Genomic DNA, 23,661 nt, shown 5'->3' with positions numbered 1-23,661 from the left:
CCTCTTTTTTGTGGTTCGTTCTTTATATAGTTCGGCGCACCTTCATACAGAATTGGTATAAGGGATTTCCAAGAAATAAATTATCTAAATAAACGAACCACGGAGGCGCAGAGAACACAGAGAGAAGAGAAATAGAGAAGATTTGTGTGTTAGTTTCGGGATATTTTTTTACTTGCAAGTCCTTAAGCATTTACTAATTTATTCACTGCTTGTTGCAAAGCTGCCAGAAAGACTTCAACTGATTGCGCTCCAGATATGATTTCTCGACCAATGCGAATGGCCGGAACACCATGAATTCCTTGGGCGAGCGCCTGTTGTTCTAAGTCTTTGACTTCTTGAATTCCGGCTTTTGACTCCAGAAACGCTTTTACTTGAGCAGGATCAATCCCAATCTCTGCTGCCAAAGTTGCTAGAGTCTCAACATCACCAATGTTTCGACCTTCTGTAAAATAGGCATTGAGAATGCGGACAGCGATCTCAGTCGCTTTGCCCTGATTACCTGCAAACCAGGTCAATCGATGTGCTTTCAGGGTGTTGGGTGTGACACTCATCAGGTCGTAGCGGAAGTTAATATGATCAGCTTGTGTTGCCTGCACCGTTTTTGCGTCCAACCCTTGCGAGTATTCCCAACTGCCAAATTTACGAGTGCGATAGGCTTTGCGATCCATTCCGGCTTCTGGCATTTGCGGATTTAGCTCAAAGGGAAACCAGAGACGCTCAATTTTAACAGCAGAATTTAGTTGCGCGATCGCTTGATTCAACCGCGTTTCTGCCACTAAACACCAAGGACAAATGAAATCAAACGTAATTGTGATCGTCAGCGTCATCGTTGCCTCCTTTGGGACTGTTCTGCAACTATCGATAGTTTCACTTTAATCTCATTTGAAAAGAATGTTAATCTACTAAATACGCTAAACACCTTTGCGTTTTCTGCAATAATTAGTTTCGGGGGAGGCGATGGATCAACTGGCAGCGATGCGATCGTTTGTCAAAGTCGTAGAAACTGGTGGCTTTTCTGAAACTGCACGGCAGTTAGGGTTAGCCGTATCCTCGGTGACGCGCCAAATCAATTCCCTGGAAGCGATGCTGAACACTCAGTTACTCAACCGCTCTACGCGTAGCATCACGCTCACACTACAGGGGCAGAAGTATTACGACAAAGCCGTGCAGATTCTGCAAGATGTGGAAGAAGCCAACATTTGTGTTATGGAACAGGGTGATATTCCGCACGGCACTTTGCGAATCAGTCTGCCTGTGACGTTTGGCCGGCTCCACATTGCTCCGATTCTGAGCGATTTTCTGATTCAGTACCCAGAAGTGAAACTTGACCTCCAACTGAGCGATGGACTGGCAAACCTGGTAGAAGCCGATCTAGATATGGTTATCCGCATCAGCAACCTTGATCGCTCCAATGACAATCTAATGGTTCGCAAACTCGCGACCTATAATCGCCTAGTCTGCGGTAGCCCAGCCTATTTTAAGCAACATGGTAAACCGAGTCATCCGAACGACTTAACTCAGCACAATTGTTTGCTGTTTGCTTATTCCACAAATCATCAAATCTGGCGCTTCCAGCGTGAGACAGAAGTGTGTGAAGTAAAAGTGAGTGGATCTCTAGTGGCAAACCACTCGGAGATGCTGCGTCAAGTTTGTTTAGATGGCAGTGGTTTAATCTTGATGCCAACCTGGTTGATCGGTGAAGATATTAAAGCTGGACGATTGCAGGCAGTGTTGTCTGATTTTCAAATCTCTCCACAAACTGATCCAGATACAGGTGTCTATGCATTGTATTTACCCAGTCGTAAGCACTCACGACGTGTTCAAGTGTTCATGGATTTCCTGATTCAGCAATTTGGCAATCCGCCTTACTGGGAGACAGACCCGTTCTCAATTCAGTGTCCATGACTCATTAACTCATCTGATGTACATTTGGAAAGGGCGATGTCTGACGACAAGCCCAGAGGCGAAGTGTCTCCGGTATCTACGCTTGTAATTTTTCATGACAATAACCCTGCTGAACAATCGCTATCAAATTATCCAGGTAATCGGCGCTGGTGGGTTTGGTGAAACCTTTCTAGCAGAAGATGTCCATATGCCTTCTCGCCGTCGCTGTGTGATCAAGCAACTCAAACCGATAACCAATAATGACCCGCAAATCTACCAAATTATCCAACAGCGGTTTGAACGGGAAGCCGCAACCTTGGAGTATTTGGGTGAAAGTAGTCACCAAATTCCTAAACTCTACGCCTACTTTTCTGAGAACGGGCAGTTTTACCTGGTTCAAGAATGGATTCACGGCCAAACCTTGAGAAAAATTGTCGAAGCCAAAGGATTTGAGAGTGAAACTGCTGTTCGGCAAATTCTCTTGAGTTTGCTTTCAGTCTTGGATTATGTCCACAGCAAAGGGATTATTCACCGAGATATCAAGCCAGATAACATCATTCTCCGTTCTGCTGATGCCAAGCCAGTTTTGATTGATTTTGGTGCAGTCAAAGAAACAATCCGTTCAGTGGTGAATTCTCCAGGATACCCGACGCGATCGCTTGTCATTGGTACGCCTGGGTATATGCCTAGCGAACAAGCGGTTGGCCGCCCAGTTTACGCCACTGATATCTATAGCTTAGGTTTGACGGCAATTTATCTGCTGACTGGCAAACATCCGCAAGAACTATTAACTGATCTGAAAACTGGAGAAATCCTTTGGCTTCAGTTCGCCCCTAACGTCTCTTCCCAATTGGCGGCGGTACTCAATCAGGCAATTAAGCCTCATGCTGGCGATCGCTACAGCACTGCCAGTAAAATGCTACATGCCTTGCAGTCTGCGACTAATATACTTCCTGAGTTAGCGGCAAATGCTTCCACAGTCATTTTTTCTCCTACTGCTACATCGACTACACAAGCCCAGCCATTATATTCCCCGCAAAAAAATTCTGCGCTCGCCGGGTCTTCCTCTGGTGGAAACTGGCAAAAATCTGCTGTGATTGTTGGTAGTTTGCTGGTAGGCGGCTTGATTGGTGCAGTCGCAATTTCTAGCTTCACTCGTCAGCAACAACCAGAAATAACCATTGCCACAAGTCCCACCCCATCGCCAGAATCTTCGCCTTCCACTCCTGTATCTCCCGAACCACCTGTTTCTTCCCAAACTTCTCCAGTTCCAGTTGTACCGATCTCACCAGCACAACAGCCAGTAATTCCCGATCCTTTGCCAACTTTTAATCCCCCAGTTGTATCCACACCACCGCCAAAAAAGAAGCCTGTAATTTCAGATACTCCAGCGCCAGTAGCAGTATTCACACCACAGCCAGAACCAAAGAATGAGGCGACGCCTGCTTTGGGCAATGCCAACGCAGTTCCCACACCAGAAGTGCGTTCCACACCACAGAACAAGCCCCGGAGTAAATTAGCTGCCACTACGAGCAGACAAAGCGTTCCTGCATTCCCTACGGGTACAGCAAGAAATATCGTAGAAGCTACCCTCGGCAAACCAGATCAAGATTTAAGAGGCGCATGGGGCAAGACGCGTGCTGTTATTTACAAACCAGTGCCAAACAAAATTGAACTTGGCTACTTATTTGACCGTAATTCTAAAGTGCTGCGTCAAACTGAGGTAGCTTTTGCCCAATCGGTAGATCCGCAGCTAATGGAGGTTACCTTGAATGGAATGTTAGATGGGCAAGCCACTGAAGAAATTAAGCAGGGACTTAAACAGGTACAACAGCGCCAGTCTGATAATTTTAGTTTTAAGAATGGCTCAGTTAAAGGTCAGATTATCCGCCAAAAATGTGATCTTATTTACATCAGCATTTGGGATGCAGATTTACATGATTTTGTGAGTCCATCAACAGCCAAAAGATGTTAGTTACCTGGAAAACATTGTTCTCAAAAGTTGAAAGTACTTTGTGCAACTAGAATTGACATCAGCCAAACTAATTTCTTTATCCCCAATTACCTAGCGATCGCTAGGAGTGCCAAACTATTGTGAACACGATCAATCAGTTTCTCAGGCTGATGCACTAATATCTCAATCAGTAGATGTATTGATTGAGTTAGTATTGTTTTATCTGAAAGGATTATTGGTCATTTAAAGAGTGACTTGATGCACGGTAACTCGTTTGGTGGGATGTATGAGGCAATTGATAATCCTCACCAACTGGTCACGAACACCTAACGCAATCTAATCGGTTGTGTTGCAAAAGATTCTAGCTACGCTATTAGTGGAGTAGAAAACAGCTTCCTATCACATTCACAGTAATCGTCTACAAATTTGATCATTTCGACAGGCTTTTTGGCCTAAAATATAGACTAAACAAGGCTTTGCGCCACTTCACTATATTATTTTCTCATAAGACTAATGGAAGAGCGTTATCCTAAATTGCGATCGAGAATGATTTAGATGCGTTTGCCCTGGTTTGGATTGCTGTTGAGTGCCCAGGATTGCCAATTAATTCTACTGAATATTATTAAACATGGTAAATTCTCTGAAGATAAACAACGCTTCCAAGGAGAAAATTATGACTACCGCTCGCCCCTACATTGTAACGCCAGATACGGCTCCGAACTTTTGGCAAATCCATGAGTGAATACATAGAAACGGTCATTATCGGGGTGGACAAGCTGGGCTTTCGATTAGCTATTACTTGACCCAGAAAGCTTGTCAACATATTGTCCTTGAGCAATCACCTCAAGCGAGTAATGCTTGGCGCAATCAGCGTTGGGACTCGTTCACCCTCGTGACCCCCAATTGGCAAATTCGACTACCAGGAGCAGAATATCAAGGCGATGAGCCAGATGGTTTCATGACCCGTGACGAAATTGTAACTTACTTGGAGCGATATGTGGAGCGCTTCAACCTACCTGTGCATTATGGCATCCAAGTCACAGCAGTAGAACAAAATTCTCCAAAAGCAGGCTATATTGTCAAGACCAGCAGTGGAATGTTCTCAGCGACCAATGTGGTAGTAGCTACTGGTCTATTCCAGCGCCCTAAAATTCCATCTTTCAGCATTGCTTTTCCAGCAGAGATAAAGCAACTTCATTCCAGCGAATACCGCAATCCAGAGGCGCTACCAGTTGGTGCGGTGCTAGTGGTGGGTAGTGGACAATCGGGCTGTCAGATTGCCGAGGAGCTTTATCAGAGCGGAATCAAAGTGTATTTGTGCGTCAGCAGTGCTGGTCGGATACCTCGTTGGTATCGGGGCAAAGATATCACCTGGTGGATAGGCAAGATGGGGTCTTATGAGCGGACAGTAGATAAGCTACCGTCCCTGAAAGCTAAGTTTAAGGGAAATCCGCATTTATCTGGTAAAGGTGGCGGTCATACTCTCAACCTGCACCAATTTGCGCGAGATGGGATAGTGCTGTTAGGTCGGATTCAAGGTGTAGATGACGGCAAGATTACATTGGCTGCTGATCTTAAGGAAAATCTGGACAAAGCGGATAAGTTTGAGGTCGATTTGCTCAAACAGATTGACGACTATATCGAGAAAAACGGGATGGATATCCCCAAAGAAAACCTGCTTAATTTGCAGGATGCCTATGACAGCAAAGAGATTTTAGAGTTGGACTTAAAATCCATCGGTGTTACTAGCGTGATTTGGGCTATGGGCTACAAGTTCGATTTCAGCTTAGTTCACTTGTCGGTCTTAGATAGTGATTGCTATCCGATTCACAAGCGTGGTCTCACAAATTATCCGGGACTTTACTTACTAGGTCTGCCCTGGCTACACACTGCGAAGTCTGGCCTTCTGTTGGGCGTTGGAGAGGATGCGGCCTTCATTGCATCAAAGATCATGGCTCAAGAGCAGAAGAAGTAATTTTTGATTAGGAAAGCAGGATGAATCTGAGTGTATTATTCGACAGTAAAATGGCGATCACAAGGTTTTGTATTCTAGAAGACAGATTCAGTATTCAATATAGTCCTGAAAAAACTGGCTTTCTTGGACTACAATCAGCATAATTTCGGTCTTCCCAAGCACAAAAACCCAGTTTTTAGAATTAGTGGATTTATTTTCTAGGTTTTGCAACTTAACGCCCGAAAATCTGTCTTTCCCATGCCCAATTTCCAATCCCCATTTTCAAAACTGAGTTTTAAATTCTTAATCTTCATAAAGTTATAAATACCATTATTAAGTTTTTAATAATACTTGTCTCAGCTTCTACATTCATGTCTCAATTGCGATCAAAATTGTGTAATCTGAAGACAACTAAGCTAATTATTCAATTGAGGTCTGATGACTCCTACGATTATGCGTCAGCTTTGGTCAGTGGTTGAAACCGCCCAAGCCAAGCTCCTCTTGCAACTGGATGATGCTAGCTTGGTGCAGTGGTTAGTGAAACAAACTGAAACACAAGTGTTGTTAGATTCTAACGAAACTGATTTTCTCTGCCACTACATTCAATCTCGGCTAGCCCTTATCCGTGACATTGCCCATGAACGTCAGTGTTCATGATAGCAAAATCACGAAGAATTGATTTATAGTCAAGTGTTATTACTATTGACTATTAGTTTTTTGGGGGAAATAACCTTCCACTAAGCAGTCAGAGCCTACTACACGCCAACGAACACGTTCTAGAGACAATGCCTCAGTCATGGTAGTAAACCCCAAATCGCCCACAGGTGTGGGAGCAATGCTACCACCAATGATTTTCGGGGCGATAAATGCTAGAACTTTTTGCACTGCTCCTTGAGCGATCGCACTAGCAGCTAAGGTTCCACCACATTCCCACAATACGCTACAAAAACCTCGCTCATACAAGTACGCCATTGCCTTATCTGGTATAAGTGATGTTAATTCCACCACCTCCACTCCAAGTTTTCGCAACAGTTCTTGAAAATCGGGGTTAGCACCCTCTTGTGTCAACACCAAAGTCGGAGCATCCGCAGTTTGCCAGAGATGGGCATTTTCCGGTAAGTTGAGATGGCGACTCATCACCACCCGCAGGGGATTATGTGCCCCGACCTGATGGCTGGTTAAATAAGGATTATCCTGTCGGACTGTATTCCCGCCGACAATTATTGCATCACTTGCCACCCGCAGTTGATGTACTTCAGTACGGGCCTCTTGGCTTGTCACCCAGGCGCTGTGACCAGAGGTAGTAGCAATTTTGCCATCTAAAGTCATGGCATATTTTAAAATTCCCAAAGGTCGCTTGTAGAGAATGCGATGCACAAAAGCTTCATTTAGTTGATGACAAGCTGACTCTTCTACTCCTACCAACACTTCGATCCCCGCCGCACGTAAACGGGCAATACCACCTCCAGCTACCAGTGGATTGGGATCAACCATACCCACTACTACTTTTGCCACTCCTGCTTGGATCAATCCTTCCGAACAAGGGGGAGTCCGTCCGTAGTGATTACAAGGTTCAAGGCTGACATAGATTGTTGCACCACGAGAGCGATCGCCTGCTGCCCTCAAGGCAAACACTTCTGCATGAGGCTCACCTGCACGAGGATGAAACCCTTCGCCGACAATCTCGCCATCCTTGACAATTACCGCTCCTACTAGCGGATTTGGCGAAGTACGTCCTAAAGCGCGGCGAGCAAGTGACAAACACCGCAGTATCATGCGAGAGTCAAAGTCAGTTCCTACCTTTTCCTTTATAGGAGAATTCGATCCAACTGCTGACTCCACTATTCGTATATTTTCCTGAGTGTAATTTGGTAAGGATGCATCTGCTTGAGCGACCACTGGGGAATTATCCATAATTTTAGACAATACTGTAAATATTCTGCACGCGATCGCGCAGCCTTTCCACAGGATAATCGCGCTTTGCTCCTGATAATTAAAGGAGGCAGGAGGAGCAAATCACTTATCGGATTCGACCCCGGATGATTTGGGCCAAGCACAAGTTGTAGGGGATTCAAACCCTTGCTCCCTCTGGTCTATAGAGGGTAGTATTCCTCCTGCCTCCTGCCCTCTGCTTCCTGACTTTCCCGTTAAACAGAGTAAAATCCAGGCGCTATTATCTTGCATCAGCCTGTAATATTTTCATTACAATTTTTCTTACAACCTTTTTCATGTATTTGAACCACAATATCCTGTAGGGTAGCACAGCTAGCTGTGCTACCCACCCATTTACAGCGTCGCTGCAAGTTCCTGTAAGCGATCGCTTCCATCGCGGAAGACGGGCCAACCATCCCCCACCAGCACTGCTTCTATCCGACTCAGTTGAGCCAGCCTGCGAACAGAAGCAACAGCTTCCTCTCGATTCAGCAGCTTATCATCTGGCAATATAGTTAAGCTACCAGCTTTGCGTGCCCTAATTAAATCTCCTGTAATCAAAGTCGTCTCCTCCAGTAACAGAGCCAATTCACCGGGAGTTTTCGAGCCTTGGAGTTCAATCACCTCCAGTCCTGGTACAAATTCTTCTCCATCAGACAGCCAGCGATCGCAACGTATAGGAAAAATGTCTTTTTCTGCCAGAGGGCCAGCTATCTTAGCATAGGTTTGATCGGCAATTTCTTTACTTGCTCTAACATGCTCGGAATTCGTCAGCACAATCCAAACTACACCACCGAGGGATTTCAGATGATTCCAATCATGGTTTGATAGGGCTACTGGGTCAATCAAGATATTGCCATCTGGGCGAATCCAGGCAATCCCATTGAAATCAATATTTCTTGCCGGATTGAAATTAGACCAGCTATAAAGATCGGGACGGTGCAAAGATTTCATGATGATTCTGGCTCAGTACTTCAGTAATTGACTATTAATATCAATAATTAAGTATATAGATTATAAGGTTGAGTATACTACGATAAAAATATCAATATTATGAATTTTATTTGGTTTACAGAAATTCCCGGATAACTGCAATAGAGATCAACGGAGGTATAGGGGTGAGTGAGATGCAGCGCCAAAAAATATCAGCGAAGGCACACCAGTTTAGAGAGTCGGTGATTCGAGAGATGACGCGGGTGGCACAGCAACATGGTGCAGTGAATCTGGCGCAGGGGTTCCCTGATTTTCCCTGTCCCTTGGAATTGAAACAGGCAGCTTACGAAGCAATAGAGGCAGATGTCAACCAGTATGCCATTACTTGGGGTGATCGCCCATTTCGTCATGCGATCGCCAACAAAGTTCGTTGGTATCTCGGCTTAGATATCAATCCCGAAACCCAAATCACTGTTACCTGCGGTTCCACAGAAGCAATGGCAGCTGTGATGCTAGCGACGGTCGATCCCGGTGACGAAGTAATTATATTTGAGCCGTATTACGAAAACTACGGCCCCGATGTGATTTTAGCTGGAGCTAAACCCCAGTACGTAACACTGCATCCCCCCAATTGGACATTTGATGAATCACAGTTGCGTCAAGCTTTCAATGCCAATACCAAAGCTATTATTATCAACACACCTCACAACCCTACAGGTAAAGTCTTTACCCATGAAGAACTCACCATAATTGCTGAACTTTGTCAAAAGTGGGATGTGTTAGCGTTTACAGACGAAATCTACGAACATATTCTCTATGACAACACTCAACATATTGCCTTAGCAACCCTTCCTGGAATGGAAGAACGCACCGTTACCATTAACGGTTTATCCAAAACTTACAGCGTCACTGGATGGCGAGTCGGCTACATTTTGGCCAACCCCGAATTGACGGGAGCGATTCGCAAAGTCCATGACTTTTTGACCGTTGGCGCTCCTGCACCATTGCAACGAGCCGGAGTTGCCGCCATGCAACTGCCACCATCCTATTATCAAGAACTAGCCAAACTTTATCATCAGAAGCGAGCCAACATTTTACAGATTCTAGATCAAGTTGGCATTCCCTATTTCGTTCCCAAAGGAGCCTATTACGTTCTTGCAGATATTTCCAAATTTGGCTACAAAACTGATGTTGAATTCACTTACCATCTAATTAAAAATATTGGTGTTGCCGTAGTTCCTGGTTCCAGCTTTTTCAGCCAACCAGAAAAAGGACATTCATTGATCAGATTTTGCTTCAGCAAAAGACCTGAGACATTACAAACAGCGAGCGATCGCTTATGCAACGCCCAATTTTCAATCCCACAGCCGACGCAAATTCAACATAAAACCCGGTAGCACTGCTTCACTGGACAACTCAGTCGGATTCTCCAACACTTCCACTGCTAATCCCGGTCGATAAATTTCCACCCGTCGCTGCTGCGGATCGATTAACCAGCCCAGCAGAGCGCCATTGTCAATATACTCCTTCATCTTAGTTTGCAAAGACCCAAGCCGATCTGAACTAGAGCGTAACTCTACAACAAAATCCGGGCAGATATTAGGAAACGTTCCTTTTTGTTCTGGAGTAAGTGCCTGCCAACGTTCTCGGCTTACCCAAGAGGCATCGGGGGAGCGAGTCGCACCATTGGGTAAAATGAAGCCAGTCGAAGAGTCAAAGGCTTTACCCAAATCTTCGTTTTCTTCGTACCAGCGATCGAGTTGTCCAGTGAGGCTGCGGTTGCGTTCTCCAGTTTCCCAACCCGTTGGTGGGTTCACAATTAACTCTCCATCTGCGGTTCTTTCTAATGTCAAGTCTCGGTTGGCTGCTGCTAAAGCGGCAAACTGTTTCTGGGTGACGTACAGCCCAATCGTCTTAGGCAACTCAATCAATAAGGTTTCGGTTTCTGGACTGGCGGGTGTCTGTATCATCTTGACCTCTTACACGAAAGATGCCTACCCTATTAACTAACACATTCTATATCCTTGTCTTCGCGATCGCCTTTTAGCCGATGGAATTCTTACTTCACAAGGAACTAGAGTTTGACGACTTCCAGGTCGTAGTCTAACCCAACTCTCCACAAGCATTTTATGCAACGCCCAAATATGTAATACCCCCTGTTACGTACATCTCTGCGTTCATTGCATCAAAATCAAGCGCAGAGGATCTAAACGCACATACCAAGGAAAAGGTTGATCTTTCATAATCGCCCATTTTTCTTTGAAGACTTCAGCTTGCAGATGGTAATCTTGAGAATTCTTGCCAGCAGAATGTAATTTGAGAAACAACGTCATTCGATGGGGCGTTTCACTTGTTCGTACTACCCAGCAGGGAAAGGTATTTTCCTGTAATGAGTCGTTGGTAAAAATGAACTGATGGGCACGAATACCGATGTGGGATAATTCGCTCTTGGCTGGTTCAATGACTTGGAGAGTACAACCCCAATCAGTCGCTTCCACCTGTTGTGATGACTGGAGAACAGCACGGGAGAAGTTTTTACATCCGGTAAGTTGGGCGACACTCACAGTAGCTGGATGCTGGAAAATATCATGTTTGCCGCCATAATGAACGGCTCTACCATGCTCCAATACCAACAGATTCGGGCAAATCCGATAAGCTTCTTCCATATTATGGGTGACAAATAGAGTCACACCTTGATAGCCAGCGAGAGTTTCTGTCATTTGCTCCTCTAATTGACTACGTAGATGAGTATCTAGTGCCGAAAACGGTTCATCCAAAAGCAATGCTTCCGGTTGACTTGCCAATGCTCTTGCTAAGGCTACCCGTTGTTGTTGACCCCCAGAAAGTTGGTGCGGATAGCGATCGCCTAATCCCTGCAACTGCATCGCTAATAATTGTTCTTCTACCTGCACCCTAATACTCCCGGCAGATAATTTTTTGGGCAAGCCGAAAGCGATGTTTTGCGCCACACTCATGTGCGGAAACAGGGCGTAATTCTGCACTAAAAAACCGATGCGGCGATCGCGACTAGGTAAATTAATTCTTTGTTCCGAGTCAAACAGGACTCTGCCATTTAAAACTATGCGTCCACAAGAAGGCGTTTCTATCCCCGCAAGGCAGCGCAAAATCATGCTCTTACCTGCTCCAGAACCCCCTAACAATCCCAAGGGTTGTTCATCAGTAGTGAAAGCAACTTTTAAATCAAAGCTAGGAAGTATTTTTTCAATGTTGACTAACAATCCACCAGATTCAAAGCTAGATTGCGGGGTATAAAGATTTTCTCCCCCTGCTTCCCCTGCTCCCCCTGCTCCCCCTGCTCTCCCCGCTCCCCTCTTTTTTTCCCTCAACTCTTGCCAGAAGTTGACTGCAATAATTCCAGATAGAGAAATCACCATAATTGCGCTCGCCCAAAACCAAGCCTCATTCATTGCTCCCCCTTCCACAGCAAAATAAATTGCCATTGGAATTGTCTGTGTTTGTCCGGGAATATTACCAGCCAGCATCAACGTCGCGCCGAATTCTCCCAAAGCACGGGCAAAAGCGAGCATTGTGGCGGCGACAATGCCGGGTAGTGCTAGGGGTAAACTGATCCGCCAAAAGATTGTGGCTTCAGTTGCACCAAGGGTTCTAGCTACTCGCAGCAGATTAGTATCTATTTGTTCAAAGGCTCCCAATGCAGTTTTATACATTAAAGGGAAAGAAACTACGGTAGCTGCGATCGCTGCACCATACCAAGTAAAGACGATGCTGAAGTCAAAAGCCTGCATGAGTTTCCCTACAGGGCCATTTTTGCCAAAAAATAGCAGCAACAAGAAGCCGACAACGGTAGGGGGCAAAATCAGGGGTGCAATAAAGATACCCTCAATCAACGATTTACCTTTGCCACGATATCCCAACATCCAGTAGGCAGCAGCGATCCCCAAGAAGAAGGTGATAAATGTAGCAAGTAATGAAGTTTTGAGTGATATCCAAAGAGGCGATAAATCCAATGGCATAGTTGTCTGGGGAAGAATTAGCTCAACTAATCCATAATTTACCAACTTTATTTCCAATATGTTATGAAAAGTTGGTAAATTACATAACAAATATAGCAATCCTGAATCATTCGTAATAAACAAGATCCCCGACAACTTTTACGAAGTCGGGGATCTGCGGTTTGCAATTCTCACAAATCAAATAGGATAGTGATGGGCTGAAGTGCTCCAATATCATTTATAGACAAGTTAGTAAATCAGGAAAACACACTCTGCAACATTATCTTGGCTCAATGCCCTATATATTTTGGCTACTGACAACGAGATAGTTTTTTACAGGAGTTTTCATTTATTTAAACCACATCTGTCGTAGGGGCACAGCATTGCTGTGCCCGTAGGGCGTGGTCTATTTACCTGAAAATAGCTGTAATTAGTCCAGTTGAGTGCTGTAGGCACTAAAACCATAAGCCAAAGTTTCTTTTAAAGCATCTGATGGTTTAAGACTTCTGTTAATAGCATTAGCAAAGGGCACTGGAATTCCTTTAATGGTTTCCGGCAAAATTGCATATTCTTCTGTTGGTTCGACAGTGTATTGTGGACACTTTGTTTGTATGCCAGCAGTCGCTAACATTTTATTTATTTCAGCAGATGTATATTGCTTGAGATAAACTGGATTTTTCACAAATGGGTTCAGCCTTCTGATAAAATTATGGATAATATGAGAAGGACAAGACTTATTGTGAAATGAATGATTAAAAACAAAAATTCCACTAGGTTTGAGTACACGAGATATATCAGCCAACAAATTTCTTAATTGTGCATCTGGAATATGCATAAAGACGCAGTTAGAAATTACCAAATCTATAGAATTATCTTCTAAAGGCAATATTTCAGCAGAATTGCAAATCAAGTTAAATTCAGCTTCTGGGAAAAAATCATATTCTTGTTTAACTTTGATTAACCGCCGCAATAAAGGCTCAGAAATATCAATTCCATAATATTTCTCGCATCTGAGATTTTTCGCTTTAGAAAGATGTAAAGGTGCGCGACCATAACCACAACCAATCTCCAGAATAGAATCAACAGATTTATTCAACGGAAATTTATTCCAAGTACCTCCAGGCGTGCCAGTTAGCAGAGTGTAATCTTGTTTGATAGGCGATGTATCTGCAAGTTTTTCAAATTTTTGGGAACCGTAGTATGTTTTCCCAATTGCGTCCCATGTCTTTTTATGTTGAGTATTATTCAACTGTTCGTAGTCGCTAGGAAAATAAATGCCATCTCGTAATTCAAAGTCATTTAGACTGAATTTTGCATTTGTTAATTGAGTCATTAGGATTATTCCTTATGAATAGTTAGTTATGTCTTCTGTTATACTCTTAACTCAGCATTAACCGCAAGTGATTTTTACTGAGATGCTTCCCTTTAGCCTTTCTTCAAAGTTTATAACTGTTTTCAATTCGATGGAATATAGTTTATAGGGGCACACAGCTATGCTACCAAAGCGCCTATTGCATCCAAAGGAAACGACCTAATTAGCGTAAATATTGAAACCTCTTAGAGGTTTTACTACGCAAAACCATCCCTCTCCGACTCCCAGAAAGACAAACTTTAACGAAAGTTCAAGGCAGAGAGAGGTTTGTCGAACTCACGTTACATTAGTTGATGGACTGCAACAATCGGAGGCTGAGATGGTAGAAGGGTCAGAACAAAAACGGGTGGTAGTTGTAGGTGCTGGTTGGGCTGGTTTAGGAGCAACCTACCACTTGGCAAAACAAGGCTATGATGTGACCCTTCTAGAAGCAGGCCCCTATCCTGGTGGATTGGTAGCAGGTTGGCAAACAGCCACAGGAAAATCTGTTGAAGCTGGAATTCATGGCTTTTGGTATCCTTACAAAAATATTTTTTCCCTAATTAATGAATTAGAAATTAATCCTTTTACTACTTGGACTCGTTCTTCGCAATATTCGCCAGCAGGTTTGGAAGTTGAATCACCGATTTTTCAAAATTTACCGCGACTCCCAACACCTCTGGGAACTTTTCTCTACACTCAGTTTAAGCGGCTGCCACTAATTGACCGTCTTAGCGCCCTGCCTTTACTTTATGCTGTTGTTGATTTTGACAATTCTGATGATGCTTGGCGGCGCTATGACTTTGTAACTGCCCGTGAATTGTTCAAAAACTTTAACGTTTCTGCACGACTTTACCGCGAGGCTTTTGAACCAATGTTATTGGTGGGCTTGTTTGCCCCTGGTGAACAATGTTCAGCCGCAGCAACTTTAGGGATGCTTTACTTTTTTATTCTGGCTCATCAACCGGATTTTGATGTAGTTTGGTGTCGGGGAACTGTCGGGGAAAAGATATTTCATCCTTGGGTGGAACGTATCGAAAAACTTGGTGTACGAGTGTTGCCCAAGCGCCGAGTTACAGACTTAATTATTGATAGTAATCATCGAGCCAAGAGTGTGGTTTGCGGTGATGAAGTAATTGAAGCAGATGCGGTGATTTTTGCAGTTGGGATCACGGGTATGAAGAAGATTGTCTCAACTAGCCCTAGTTTACAAAGCCGTGAAGAATTCCGTAATTTGAGCAATTTAGGAGCAATTGATGTTTTAGCAACGCGACTATGGTTTGACCGCAAAATTGATATTCCTCGTCCTTCTAATGCTTGCTTTGGATTCGACGCAACTACAGGTTGGACGTTTTTTGATTTGAATGCTCTACATGATGAATATCGGGATGAGCCAGGAACAGTGATTGAAGCTGATTTCTATCACGCGAATCAATTTCTCAGTTTGAGCGATGAAGAGATTTTACCAATAGTCCAGCGTTATTTAACAACTTGTGTGCCAGCGTTTCGGGAGGCAAAGATCATTGATAGCAGTGTAATTCGGCTAACTCAGGCGGTGACTCACTTTGCACCTGGTAGCTATCGTTATATGTTACCCGCTAAGACAAGTTTTGAGAATGTATTTATGAGTGGGGATTGGATTGTGAACCGTCATGGTTCTTGGTCACAGGAAAAGGCTTATGTTACTGGTTTGGAGGCGGCAAATTTGGTGGTGTCTTATTTGGGAGAAGGTCAGCCATCTGAGATTTTAGCTGTAGAAGAGGATGAAGTGCATATACAAGTGGGGCGATCGCTCAACCAAACTTTGCGTGACTTGGGCAAATCTATCCTACCTGACTTTTGGTTGCCGTAATCTCTAGGTAGCACAGCTGTGCTACTCTACTGTTTGTATATTTCTCGCAAATATAGTGAATTATTAATTGTAATTTAAATTCGGTAAGCTAAAGAAAGCGATTGCGATACTATCCTTATAATGTAAATCAAATCACATAAGCTTATGGAGTCAGACTCTTTACAAACCGAGGTGATTCTGACGCATCCGCGTGAGTCGCTCGGCAGAGTGCAACTTGATTGGACACCCCAACCCGGAAACTATCTCGATTTTCAAGGTAAAACTTACGCAGTTTTAGAGCGCCGCCATCGATACCAACTTAAAGCTGGGCGCTACCGCTTGCATAATATTGCCATTTACGTCCAGTCTGCTAAACGACCATCTGAGAAAAGTTTGGTTGCGGGACGTTGGGTAATTGGCGATGCCACCTGCTGCTACAATGCTCATTCAGAAATCATTCGCTGTGCAGTCAACCCAGATGGCCCTTGCCAATCTTGCCACTTTTATGAAAAGTCAGGAGTTATTTAATTTTAGATTTTAGACTTCGGCAACTCTTAGAGACGCGCAAGGGACGCTCAGTCAAACGATTTTAAATTTTAGATTTTTCCTTTAATCCCTTCTTCTATCGGAAACGCACTCGCGTTCGGGTGACGCTCGTACCGACGCTCGATGAGTCGCTCTAAGCGAACGCGAACAGCATCTCTAAGAGTTGCCATGCCGTTGGCGAACGCAAACAGCGTATTGCAAGACTTGCCTCTGGTTCGCGTTAGCGTCTTTGTTCGCGCAGCGTCTCCGATAGGAGAAGGAGAAGAGAAGGCTTTACGCTGCGCTAACAGCAGTCGCTCATGGGGGAGACCCCCTTCTCTACGAGATGCTCCGCGTTGGCGTAGCCTCTCCCAATGTGAGAAGAACGCACTGCTTCACCAAAGTCCAAGTGGCGCTGTCAGCGCCCCTTTGGTGCGACTCAAAATCTAAAATTGGTAGCCCCTCAACTCCCCGCACCAAATATTTCTCCCACAGTTAAGCGGGTACCATTCACAAAATCCCATCCTGACTGGGGACGTTTACCAGCTAGCTGAACCTCTCGCAACAGCAACAAACCTTCCCCAGTTTGGACGATCGCCCCAATTCCTTTGGCAATGCTCATTACAACTCCCGGTTGATCTGATACATTTGACAAATCAGACAATTTATGTATAAAATCCTGTAATTCTGGTGGGAGATCGCGATCGCCTACAGAAGCAAGGGGAGCAGAAGCGGTGATTTTCAGCAGGTTGTTACGATAGGTAGCAGTGCAGTTAGGGTAAAAACCTCTAATTTGATTGTGTAATTGGATAGCGCTTTTTGACCAATTCAAACCATAATCTTGTTTTTGAATCAGAGGCGCATAAGTAGCGGCTAAATTATCTTGGGGAATTGGTTGAATTTCCTGACGTTCCAACTTCAACAGAGTTTCTACCAACAAATCCCCACCGATCCCAGCTAGCCTGTCGGCTAAATCTTGGGCATTATCCAGTAATCCAATTGGTGTAGTGGCAATTTGTAGCATTGCACCGGTATCCATCCCCACATCCATTAACATGGTTGTGATCCCCGTTTCTCTTTCACCGTTATACAAACACCACTGAATCGGCGCTGCACCGCGATATTTGGGTAAAATCGAGCCATGCACATTAATGCAGGCTAACTTTGGCATATTTAGGATTTTTGACGATAAAATTTGTCCGTATGCAACAACAACAAACACATCTGCGTTTAATTGTTTGAGTTGGATTAAAGTTTCAGTGTCTTTTTTCACCCGTTCGGGTTGCCATACTGGTAAGTTGTGAGCAGTAGCGATCGCTTTTACAGATGTTGGAGTAAGTTTATTTCCGCGTTCCCGGCGTTTATCTGGTTGGGTGACAACTGCCAACACCTCAAATTCTGAATGATTCAATAACTTTTCCAGCGTGGGCACAGCAAACTGGGGTGTACCAAAGAATACAATTTTCATTAATAATTAGTTGTTAATCGTTAGTCATTAGTTAATGGTAAATAATATCGGCTGTTTGGTGGTACAATATTTTCGTATTGGTGAAACCAAAGGCTGCAAGATTTAACTTAATAGTTAAGTTAATAAGTCTAACAGTTAGTATCAGCTGCATCTGCCTAAGGATAGCCAAATCCTTTAGTGGCGTCTCGTCACGAGCTGCTAGAGCATCTACCGAGTAAATTTTGTTGTGTTCCTGTTCATCTTCCCTAAATTGACGTTAAATGCAGTTAGTTTTCTAAAAAACTATTGTGTTTCTAGCTATTTTTGTAGTTGAGATTGCAATTTATAACTTTGGGTTGCTGACAGCAATATTTTCTGAGTATGATGTATTATGCGTCTGCTTTTGCAGCTTTTCAGGTAACGCCTCATGTTTACCATTATGAGGGTTTGCGCTGTTATATCTAGTGTGTAACCTGGCTTGTTTGCTGCGTACTAGCGATCGCTAGTACAATCCCCAATAATCGAGTCATTTCACTCTTGGTTGCCAGCTTCATCAGCCACAAACTATACTTGAATCTCCCTTGACTAAAACCTGTTTTTAGGTGTGGTTGGGTATAGCAACAGCAATATTATATCTCGTGTAGTAATTACTGAGAACTTAGCATATTTACTATACTCGCATATTCTTGAAAAAAAATATTCAGTACCTAAGTAATAAAAGGTGTAGACAATGATACTTAATTTTTGTAAAACTCTGCAAGCTTTGAAGAAATTATCTCGTCATTGCTTTTAGTTTCTTGTTATACATATAATTACTGCCTGCCCCATTGCTGCATAGGTATTGCTTCTCACATAGCAACCGCCCCTCTAGAGAGTCTACAAATGCTTAAACCCCTTTTGCTGTCAGGATGGTTCCGCGCGCAACCATTTCTCAATTACGTTGTCGTTGTGATACTGATCGCACCCTTGCTAGGGGCATCGAGTCACTCGACCCCAGTCAGATCCGAAGTAGCAAAACTAACTTCGATGACTGGAGAGTCTGACTCTGTATCAAAGGAAATAGCTGTAGTTAAGGAACCTGAAATAGCTGAAATATTAAAAACAGATCAAATCAACTCGTTGACAGAAGAATTTGACTCTGTGCCAACACAAAGTACTGCTGTCCACCAAGCGCAAGTATTACCAGCGGATAAAACTGAGTCTTTGGCTCAAGCAGATAATTCTGTGTCAAACAGCGATTTAACTGTTCCTGATCCTTTGGCAGCAGTTGAACTCGCACCATTAACTGATGTTCCTGTTAGTCAACTTAATTTAATCCGAAAACTCAAAGCTGCTAATATCAAGTCTTTGAAAGGGCGAGAAAATTCTCTTTCTAGAGAAAAGTCTTTGACTGAATCATTGACAGCAACTCAAGTAGCACCAACTCTAAGAGAATCACAACCAACCACAGCGACGGAAATACGTGTTGTTGAACCACGTGATGAAGCTCAAGCAGAACAAATAGATCCCATAGGCAGTCCTCATCCTATTCCTTGGAAATGGATCACAGCGACTCAAGAGGCAATTGGTTCTAAGGGTGGTTCGGGAGTGCGTCACTACCGCAGCATACCTGTAGTTTCTCCCGATGGGAAATATGCTGTTTATAGCCGGGTACAACTAGAAGTAAAACCCCAAATGTATAACAGTCGTGTCACCAGCGTTCTGTTTGTTCAAGATATGCAAACCAAGAAGTTGTGGGTGATGGCTTCAACTACTTCTGTTAGTGATCCTTTATTAAAGGTAAAGGCTGTAAAGGCGGTGTCGTTAGAAGAAACTGATACGAACGGTAAAATTGGGGTATTAGTTCCAGTTAGCTGGTCAGAAAAAGGCGATCGCTTCTTAGCACGCAAGTTTGAAGGCATATTTAACACAGGTGATTCTACAGATAGTGCAGTGATTTGGGATCGGCAAAAAAATCACGCTAACACAGTTGCTCCTGCTAATGAAGAAGATCATGAAAAAATTGCCGTATTGTTAGGTTGGAGTAAAAGCCAACCGGATCATGTGCTGTTCCGTGCAGGTGAATTGGGTGAGGAAAACTGGCCATTAATGCAAGTTGCTAATGATGGCAAGACTGTAACGACAACAGGCAATGATCAGGCGATTACTTTTGGTAAAAAGGTTACAGAAATTTGGGCAGGCCCACAAGTAGCCTACCGATAGTTTATTAAAAATCCTATATACTCCCGTTGTCAGCAGTGACGACAACGGGATTTTTTTATCCTGTTTAACAACTGCTATATTGATTTGAACGCAGTGAAACCCAACCTATTACTCATAGTTAACTGACGCACTACTGAAACTCTGGATGATTTGGTAATGTCAGTGTATGAATTAGTTTTGAGATCAACTCATAAGCTAATGATGTCAGCAAATTAGTTGTTGCTTTAACATTTGTGTTTTGGAATAGAAATGGAACATTTTTCATTGCTGATTCAGCATAGTTATCAAATGTTTTTACATCAAGCACTGCATCAACGCTAAAATGACCTGACTGCTGAATTATCTAACCGTAATAAAGAGATACATTAGTTATATTTTCGTTTGTATCTGCCCCTATTAAAGTTACTCTAATATAACTAGCGGGATAAATAGCAATTGACGGCTCAGTGTTGCAACAATGATGTAGAAAGGCTGAATTTCTTTTGAATCTTAGTGCAAACAACTGCTCGCTCACTGTTCAGAAAGCTTTAGATTGTAATTTGGAGAAGCAATTTGATGTCAAGCCAAACTGAGACGCTGGGTGGTCGCTTGTTTGTTTTTGATGCTCAAGTGCTGTCGGTTGAGCAGAAAGAGCCTTACGATTTAATCTGGGTCAAAAATCGGCTTGATTTCGGCTCGAGGCGATTATAATTTTAGTCTAGTACAACTAGTTATTTATCATTGATGAGTTTCAAAGTACGACGGAATTCACTTGGTGTTGTGCCTGTCCAACGTTTAAATGCCCGATAGAAAGCACTAGCTTCCGAAAAACCCAAGAGAAATGCCACTTCAGACACAGCCATGTGTTGTTCTTGAAGATAATGCATTGAGAGCGATTGCCGCGTCTGATCGAGAAGTTCTTGATAAGAAGTGCCAGCTTCCTTAAGCTTGCGCTGGAGGGTGCGGCAGACAAATCCCAAGCGTTTGGCGATCATCTCAACTTCCAGATTCCCTCCACGTAGTTCTATACTGATTTCCCGACGAACGCCATCGATAAAATTTCCTGAAGTAGGCAACTTCGCCAGTAAATCCTCAATATAACGGTCTAGCACTCTTCCGAGACCTGGATCTGATTTCAAGAGCGGTAAACAGAGAAAAGTAGAATCAAAAACAATTTCATTAATGGGTTGATCAAACTCTACGGGAGCGCGAAATAATCGATGATAAGCAGAAATATCTTCAGGTAAGCTGTGCTGGAACCCCACTTTGAGGGGCACAAAATCTACTCCTGTTATTCTCCGAATCAGCAAGAAGATACCTGCTACAACCCAATCACAGGCAGCACGGTGTAAAGGGAGAGGAGAACTTGAGATAGCATGAGTTAGGCGTGCGACCTTGCCTTGAATTTCAAAAGCCATCTCTGCCTCTTCGTGCAGAACTCTTACTGAGCGAACAATACGCCGCATTGCTTCATTCAAATTAGGACTACTCTCGACGGCATAACCTACCACATCCCAACTACTAGGCTGTGCGAACTCCGCCATCCTTAGACCAATGCTAGGATTGCCGGAACAACGAACTAATTCTACCCAAAGGGCAGTGAACTTTTCATGGGAAATGTATACATCAGCATCTTTTAGGATTTCTGGGTAAAGCCCGATGGCAGCCAACATTTGTTCTGCCTCTAAGTCTGAGTCAGCAGCAAGGGCGGCACTTAAAATGCCCTGCACTAGTTTAATTGAGACAGCGTGCAATCCCATCCTTTCCGAACCGCCTGCGTTAATTCTCTCTTTGACATTTTAGGTCAATCTTTTGTCGTTTATAGTCATTGTATTCAGCCTTTCTCTGGAAGTAAGTTAGAGAAACAATCTAATTTGCAGAAAACGAAAATTAAATAAACTCGTGAAGCATATGACTTCACAATGAAACTTTGCGGCTTAGTGCCCAGTCCCCATAAGATTTGGCTGGCAAACTCGAAATTGTCTAAAACGATCATACCCACTGGTGCCTACTATCAGACACAATCAACATTGAATGGAATTTTTTGATGGAGGAAAAATGGCTTTTAAAGTGAGAAGAGTAGTTGTTGCGAATGATTCGAGTGGTAAAGCTATGGCAACTAGCGACGAGGTGTTGCCAGCTATGTCAGTTGGTACGGAGACAAAAATCAGTGGGTGTGAACTGTGGTCAACAGACAAGATGCCCGTTGATAATTCTGCGGAAGCTGCCGTTGAGCAAAAGGCAGGGGTTGTTCAGCGCTATCATGACTTTAATTATGTGGGAAATGGTCAAGGAGCCGCGTTTCGGATTACGGAGTTTCCTCCAGGTCATGCCAAAATTCCCCACAGAACGGAGACGTTGGACTACGACGTGGTTTTGGCAGGGGAGATCGATTTAGAGCTTGAGGGTAGCGAGACTGTTCACCTGAAAACTGGTGATTCCGTAATTGTGCGAGGTGCAACTCATGCTTGGATCAATCGAGGGTCTGTTCCTGCGGTCTTGGTATTTATTATGACTGATGCCAGTCCCGTTGTCGTCAACGGCAAAGAACTGGATACACGTTACCCTGTTTAGGCGATCGTCCCGCGAACATTATACTCCCGGTATTGGACTTGTCCGATCGCGGATGCTTACACGGGGATCGGACGGGAATCATCGGCAGCTCTCTGCTTAAGTTAGGGCTTAACATAACGATCTGGTGAATGCGACTCTTTCAAAATCATTAAAGTGAAAAGGACGAAAAAAGTGGTGTTATGATTACTTATGAGACTGTTTGCAACATATTCAAGCATTTAGAAAGCGACACGTCCGAAAAATTTTTTGACTCTGTTGCAGATGATGTGAAATGGACTGTGTTGGGTACACAACCCCTCGCAGGCAATTATCAATCGAAAACTGCGTTCCACCAAGCGACCTTCTCACGGCTTAATCCTTTATTCAGCGGGGATTTGAAATTGTTCACGCGCGATGTCTTCGTTGATGGAGACACTGCGATCGTTGAACTTTACACCCAAGCGACTGCGAAGAGTGGTGTTCAGTTCAATAATGAATACTGTTGGATCTGCCAATTCCGCGATCAGCAGATTGTCGAAGTCCGTGCTTACTTAGACTCAGCCTTGGTCACTAAGGTCATCAAAGCAGGAACAACCGACGTTAGATGAGATTGCAAGTTGATTAAATCATTGGAGAACTGCGTGAACAGACTCGCGATCGCCATCTCCAATATCTCAAGGAAAACACCGCCAAAATGCACATTGGTGGGCCATTCGAGAACGCAGAGGGCGGCATCGTTGGCACGCTGATGATCATCAACGTCGCGAATGCTGCTGAGGCGCGTACTTTCTATCGACAACGAACCTATGCTTTGAATCTATATCATAAGCTAAATTCTCATTTTTAAGTTCAAATCACAGAACCGTTTCACAAAGCTGGGGTGTTTGAGTCGGTGGGTGTGCGTCGCTGGCAATAGATGCAGCCAGAAGTGGTTCCAGGGGCAAACGAAAGTACTGCTCAGGAAGCACAACTTCAGTTAAAGGAGGACGGATTTTTAACAAGGCACTGGTTGTACAGTTACGACTGAAAGAATTGATTGTACGACCGTAAATGTAGTAATGATGTTGCAACAATAGTTTATACTCCCAGCATAAAGCGTTCCACCGTTAACCCTTCTTTACGCTAAGCGAAGTACCAACAAT

General features: G+C 43.8%; 22 protein-coding genes. 13 read left to right on the top strand and 9 right to left on the bottom strand.

The window, feature by feature from the left end:
- Window positions 1–182: 182 nt before the first annotated feature.
- On the bottom strand, window positions 183–827 hold the full coding sequence (locus V7K48_RS01020; protein WP_335068753.1) for a DsbA family oxidoreductase: 645 nt from the start codon (window positions 825–827) through the stop codon (window positions 183–185).
- A 130-nt stretch (window positions 828–957) separates the two neighbouring features.
- Between V7K48_RS01020 and V7K48_RS01015 the strand changes: the two genes are divergently transcribed.
- The 5 genes from V7K48_RS01015 to V7K48_RS00995 all read left to right on the top strand — a co-directional run bounded on the left by V7K48_RS01015 (window position 958) and on the right by V7K48_RS00995 (window position 6,449).
- Window positions 958–1,905, top strand: coding sequence for a LysR family transcriptional regulator (locus V7K48_RS01015; RefSeq protein WP_335068751.1), 948 nt, complete (start codon window positions 958–960; stop codon window positions 1,903–1,905).
- Window positions 1,906–1,999: 94 nt separating this feature from the next.
- Window positions 2,000–3,859 carry a protein kinase domain-containing protein gene (locus tag V7K48_RS01010; protein WP_335068749.1) on the top strand — a complete coding sequence of 620 codons (1,860 nt, stop codon included), beginning with the start codon at window positions 2,000–2,002 and terminating at the stop codon, window positions 3,857–3,859.
- A gap of 534 nt (window positions 3,860–4,393) precedes the next feature.
- The gene (locus V7K48_RS01005; RefSeq protein WP_335068747.1) at window positions 4,394–4,576 is read left to right on the top strand and encodes a hypothetical protein; all 183 of its coding nucleotides are present in this window, start codon (window positions 4,394–4,396) and stop codon (window positions 4,574–4,576) included.
- 4 nt (window positions 4,577–4,580) lie between these two features.
- Window positions 4,581–5,813, top strand: a complete 1,233-nt coding sequence (locus V7K48_RS01000) for an NAD(P)-binding domain-containing protein (protein WP_335069019.1) — start codon at window positions 4,581–4,583, stop codon at window positions 5,811–5,813.
- 417 nt (window positions 5,814–6,230) lie between these two features.
- Window positions 6,231–6,449: a hypothetical protein gene (locus tag V7K48_RS00995; RefSeq protein WP_163937100.1), complete on the top strand. Its 219-nt coding sequence runs from the start codon at window positions 6,231–6,233 to the stop codon at window positions 6,447–6,449.
- A gap of 42 nt (window positions 6,450–6,491) precedes the next feature.
- Here V7K48_RS00995 and ribD read toward each other — a convergent pair whose 3' ends face one another.
- Both ribD and V7K48_RS00985 read right to left on the bottom strand, forming a co-directional pair.
- Window positions 6,492–7,706 carry a bifunctional diaminohydroxyphosphoribosylaminopyrimidine deaminase/5-amino-6-(5-phosphoribosylamino)uracil reductase RibD gene (gene ribD / locus V7K48_RS00990; RefSeq protein ID WP_335068745.1) on the bottom strand — a complete coding sequence of 405 codons (1,215 nt, stop codon included), beginning with the start codon at window positions 7,704–7,706 and terminating at the stop codon, window positions 6,492–6,494.
- A 372-nt stretch (window positions 7,707–8,078) separates the two neighbouring features.
- Complete coding sequence (locus V7K48_RS00985; RefSeq protein ID WP_335068743.1) at window positions 8,079–8,678, bottom strand: MBL fold metallo-hydrolase; 600 nt, start codon at window positions 8,676–8,678, stop codon at window positions 8,079–8,081.
- Window positions 8,679–8,851: 173 nt separating this feature from the next.
- Between V7K48_RS00985 and V7K48_RS00980 the strand changes: the two genes are divergently transcribed.
- Window positions 8,852–10,054 carry a pyridoxal phosphate-dependent aminotransferase gene (locus tag V7K48_RS00980; RefSeq protein ID WP_335068741.1) on the top strand — a complete coding sequence of 401 codons (1,203 nt, stop codon included), beginning with the start codon at window positions 8,852–8,854 and terminating at the stop codon, window positions 10,052–10,054.
- Here V7K48_RS00980 and V7K48_RS00975 read toward each other — a convergent pair.
- The 3 genes from V7K48_RS00975 to V7K48_RS00965 form a co-directional block, all read right to left on the bottom strand.
- Complete coding sequence (locus V7K48_RS00975; RefSeq protein ID WP_335068739.1) at window positions 10,013–10,627, bottom strand: Uma2 family endonuclease; 615 nt, start codon at window positions 10,625–10,627, stop codon at window positions 10,013–10,015. The two genes, V7K48_RS00980 and V7K48_RS00975, sit on opposite strands and share 42 nt — an antisense overlap.
- Window positions 10,628–10,834: 207 nt before the next feature.
- Entirely contained in the window at window positions 10,835–12,652 is a 1,818-nt protein-coding gene (modB, locus tag V7K48_RS00970; protein WP_335069017.1) for a molybdate ABC transporter permease subunit, read from the bottom strand.
- A 409-nt stretch (window positions 12,653–13,061) separates the two neighbouring features.
- The gene (locus V7K48_RS00965) at window positions 13,062–13,964 is read right to left on the bottom strand and encodes a class I SAM-dependent methyltransferase (protein WP_335068737.1); all 903 of its coding nucleotides are present in this window, start codon (window positions 13,962–13,964) and stop codon (window positions 13,062–13,064) included.
- Between the two features lie 358 nt (window positions 13,965–14,322).
- Here V7K48_RS00965 and V7K48_RS00960 point away from each other — a divergent pair, with 358 nt between their 5' ends.
- The 3 genes from V7K48_RS00960 (at window position 14,323) to V7K48_RS00950 (ending at window position 16,788) form a co-directional block, all read left to right on the top strand.
- Window positions 14,323–15,834: a hydroxysqualene dehydroxylase gene (locus tag V7K48_RS00960; protein ID WP_335069015.1), complete on the top strand. Its 1,512-nt coding sequence runs from the start codon at window positions 14,323–14,325 to the stop codon at window positions 15,832–15,834.
- Between the two features lie 144 nt (window positions 15,835–15,978).
- Window positions 15,979–16,341 (top strand): DUF6464 family protein, encoded by a 363-nt coding sequence (locus V7K48_RS00955; RefSeq protein ID WP_334976542.1) that lies wholly within the window; start codon window positions 15,979–15,981, stop codon window positions 16,339–16,341.
- A 186-nt stretch (window positions 16,342–16,527) separates the two neighbouring features.
- The gene (locus V7K48_RS00950) at window positions 16,528–16,788 is read left to right on the top strand and encodes a hypothetical protein (protein ID WP_335068735.1); all 261 of its coding nucleotides are present in this window, start codon (window positions 16,528–16,530) and stop codon (window positions 16,786–16,788) included.
- A 13-nt stretch (window positions 16,789–16,801) separates the two neighbouring features.
- On the opposite strand, the gene fmt is transcribed toward V7K48_RS00950, so the two are convergent.
- Window positions 16,802–17,806 (bottom strand): methionyl-tRNA formyltransferase, encoded by a 1,005-nt coding sequence (gene fmt, locus V7K48_RS00945; RefSeq protein WP_335068733.1) that lies wholly within the window; start codon window positions 17,804–17,806, stop codon window positions 16,802–16,804.
- Between the two features lie 861 nt (window positions 17,807–18,667).
- Here fmt and V7K48_RS00940 point away from each other — a divergent pair.
- Window positions 18,668–19,987 (top strand): hypothetical protein, encoded by a 1,320-nt coding sequence (locus V7K48_RS00940; RefSeq protein ID WP_335068731.1) that lies wholly within the window; start codon window positions 18,668–18,670, stop codon window positions 19,985–19,987.
- 555 nt (window positions 19,988–20,542) lie between these two features.
- Window positions 20,543–20,677 (top strand): hypothetical protein, encoded by a 135-nt coding sequence (locus tag V7K48_RS00935; RefSeq protein ID WP_335068729.1) that lies wholly within the window; start codon window positions 20,543–20,545, stop codon window positions 20,675–20,677.
- 20 nt (window positions 20,678–20,697) lie between these two features.
- On the opposite strand, the gene V7K48_RS00930 is transcribed toward V7K48_RS00935, so the two are convergent.
- Complete coding sequence (locus tag V7K48_RS00930; protein ID WP_335068727.1) at window positions 20,698–21,720, bottom strand: AraC family transcriptional regulator; 1,023 nt, start codon at window positions 21,718–21,720, stop codon at window positions 20,698–20,700.
- A 304-nt stretch (window positions 21,721–22,024) separates the two neighbouring features.
- On the opposite strand from V7K48_RS00930, the gene V7K48_RS00925 reads away from it, so the two are divergent.
- Window positions 22,025–22,540 (top strand): cupin domain-containing protein, encoded by a 516-nt coding sequence (locus V7K48_RS00925; RefSeq protein WP_335068725.1) that lies wholly within the window; start codon window positions 22,025–22,027, stop codon window positions 22,538–22,540.
- 179 nt (window positions 22,541–22,719) lie between these two features.
- Window positions 22,720–23,127, top strand: a complete 408-nt coding sequence (locus V7K48_RS00920; RefSeq protein ID WP_335068721.1) for a nuclear transport factor 2 family protein — start codon at window positions 22,720–22,722, stop codon at window positions 23,125–23,127.
- Between the two features lie 246 nt (window positions 23,128–23,373).
- On the opposite strand, the gene V7K48_RS00915 is transcribed toward V7K48_RS00920, so the two are convergent.
- Window positions 23,374–23,592: a hypothetical protein gene (locus tag V7K48_RS00915; RefSeq protein ID WP_335068719.1), complete on the bottom strand. Its 219-nt coding sequence runs from the start codon at window positions 23,590–23,592 to the stop codon at window positions 23,374–23,376.
- Window positions 23,593–23,661 lie beyond the last annotated feature (69 nt).

Source organism: Nostoc sp., assembly GCF_036919615.1.
GTDB lineage: Bacteria > Cyanobacteriota > Cyanobacteriia > Cyanobacteriales > Nostocaceae > Nostoc.
The sequence above is the reverse complement of the archived record's forward strand: the minus strand, read 5'-3'. Positions and strand labels throughout refer to the sequence as shown.

Bases quoted from the DNA above. Each gene is read 5' to 3' on its own strand.
- V7K48_RS01020 (WP_335068753.1), bottom strand. From the start codon at position 827: ATGACGCTGACGATCACAATTACGTTTGATTTCATTTGTCCTTGGTGT.
- V7K48_RS01015 (WP_335068751.1), top strand. From the start codon at position 958: ATGGATCAACTGGCAGCGATGCGATCGTTTGTCAAAGTCGTAGAAACT.
- V7K48_RS01010 (WP_335068749.1), top strand. From the start codon at position 2,000: ATGACAATAACCCTGCTGAACAATCGCTATCAAATTATCCAGGTAATC.
- V7K48_RS01005 (WP_335068747.1), top strand. From the start codon at position 4,394: ATGCGTTTGCCCTGGTTTGGATTGCTGTTGAGTGCCCAGGATTGCCAA.
- V7K48_RS00995 (WP_163937100.1), top strand. From the start codon at position 6,231: ATGACTCCTACGATTATGCGTCAGCTTTGGTCAGTGGTTGAAACCGCC.
- ribD (WP_335068745.1), bottom strand. From the start codon at position 7,706: ATGGATAATTCCCCAGTGGTCGCTCAAGCAGATGCATCCTTACCAAAT.
- V7K48_RS00985 (WP_335068743.1), bottom strand. From the start codon at position 8,678: ATGAAATCTTTGCACCGTCCCGATCTTTATAGCTGGTCTAATTTCAAT.
- V7K48_RS00980 (WP_335068741.1), top strand. From the start codon at position 8,852: ATGCAGCGCCAAAAAATATCAGCGAAGGCACACCAGTTTAGAGAGTCG.
- V7K48_RS00975 (WP_335068739.1), bottom strand. From the start codon at position 10,627: ATGATACAGACACCCGCCAGTCCAGAAACCGAAACCTTATTGATTGAG.
- modB (WP_335069017.1), bottom strand. From the start codon at position 12,652: ATGCCATTGGATTTATCGCCTCTTTGGATATCACTCAAAACTTCATTA.
- V7K48_RS00965 (WP_335068737.1), bottom strand. From the start codon at position 13,964: ATGACTCAATTAACAAATGCAAAATTCAGTCTAAATGACTTTGAATTA.
- V7K48_RS00960 (WP_335069015.1), top strand. From the start codon at position 14,323: ATGGTAGAAGGGTCAGAACAAAAACGGGTGGTAGTTGTAGGTGCTGGT.
- V7K48_RS00955 (WP_334976542.1), top strand. From the start codon at position 15,979: ATGGAGTCAGACTCTTTACAAACCGAGGTGATTCTGACGCATCCGCGT.
- V7K48_RS00950 (WP_335068735.1), top strand. From the start codon at position 16,528: ATGCCGTTGGCGAACGCAAACAGCGTATTGCAAGACTTGCCTCTGGTT.
- fmt (WP_335068733.1), bottom strand. From the start codon at position 17,806: ATGAAAATTGTATTCTTTGGTACACCCCAGTTTGCTGTGCCCACGCTG.
- V7K48_RS00940 (WP_335068731.1), top strand. From the start codon at position 18,668: ATGCTTAAACCCCTTTTGCTGTCAGGATGGTTCCGCGCGCAACCATTT.
- V7K48_RS00935 (WP_335068729.1), top strand. From the start codon at position 20,543: ATGTCAAGCCAAACTGAGACGCTGGGTGGTCGCTTGTTTGTTTTTGAT.
- V7K48_RS00925 (WP_335068725.1), top strand. From the start codon at position 22,025: ATGGCTTTTAAAGTGAGAAGAGTAGTTGTTGCGAATGATTCGAGTGGT.
- V7K48_RS00920 (WP_335068721.1), top strand. From the start codon at position 22,720: ATGATTACTTATGAGACTGTTTGCAACATATTCAAGCATTTAGAAAGC.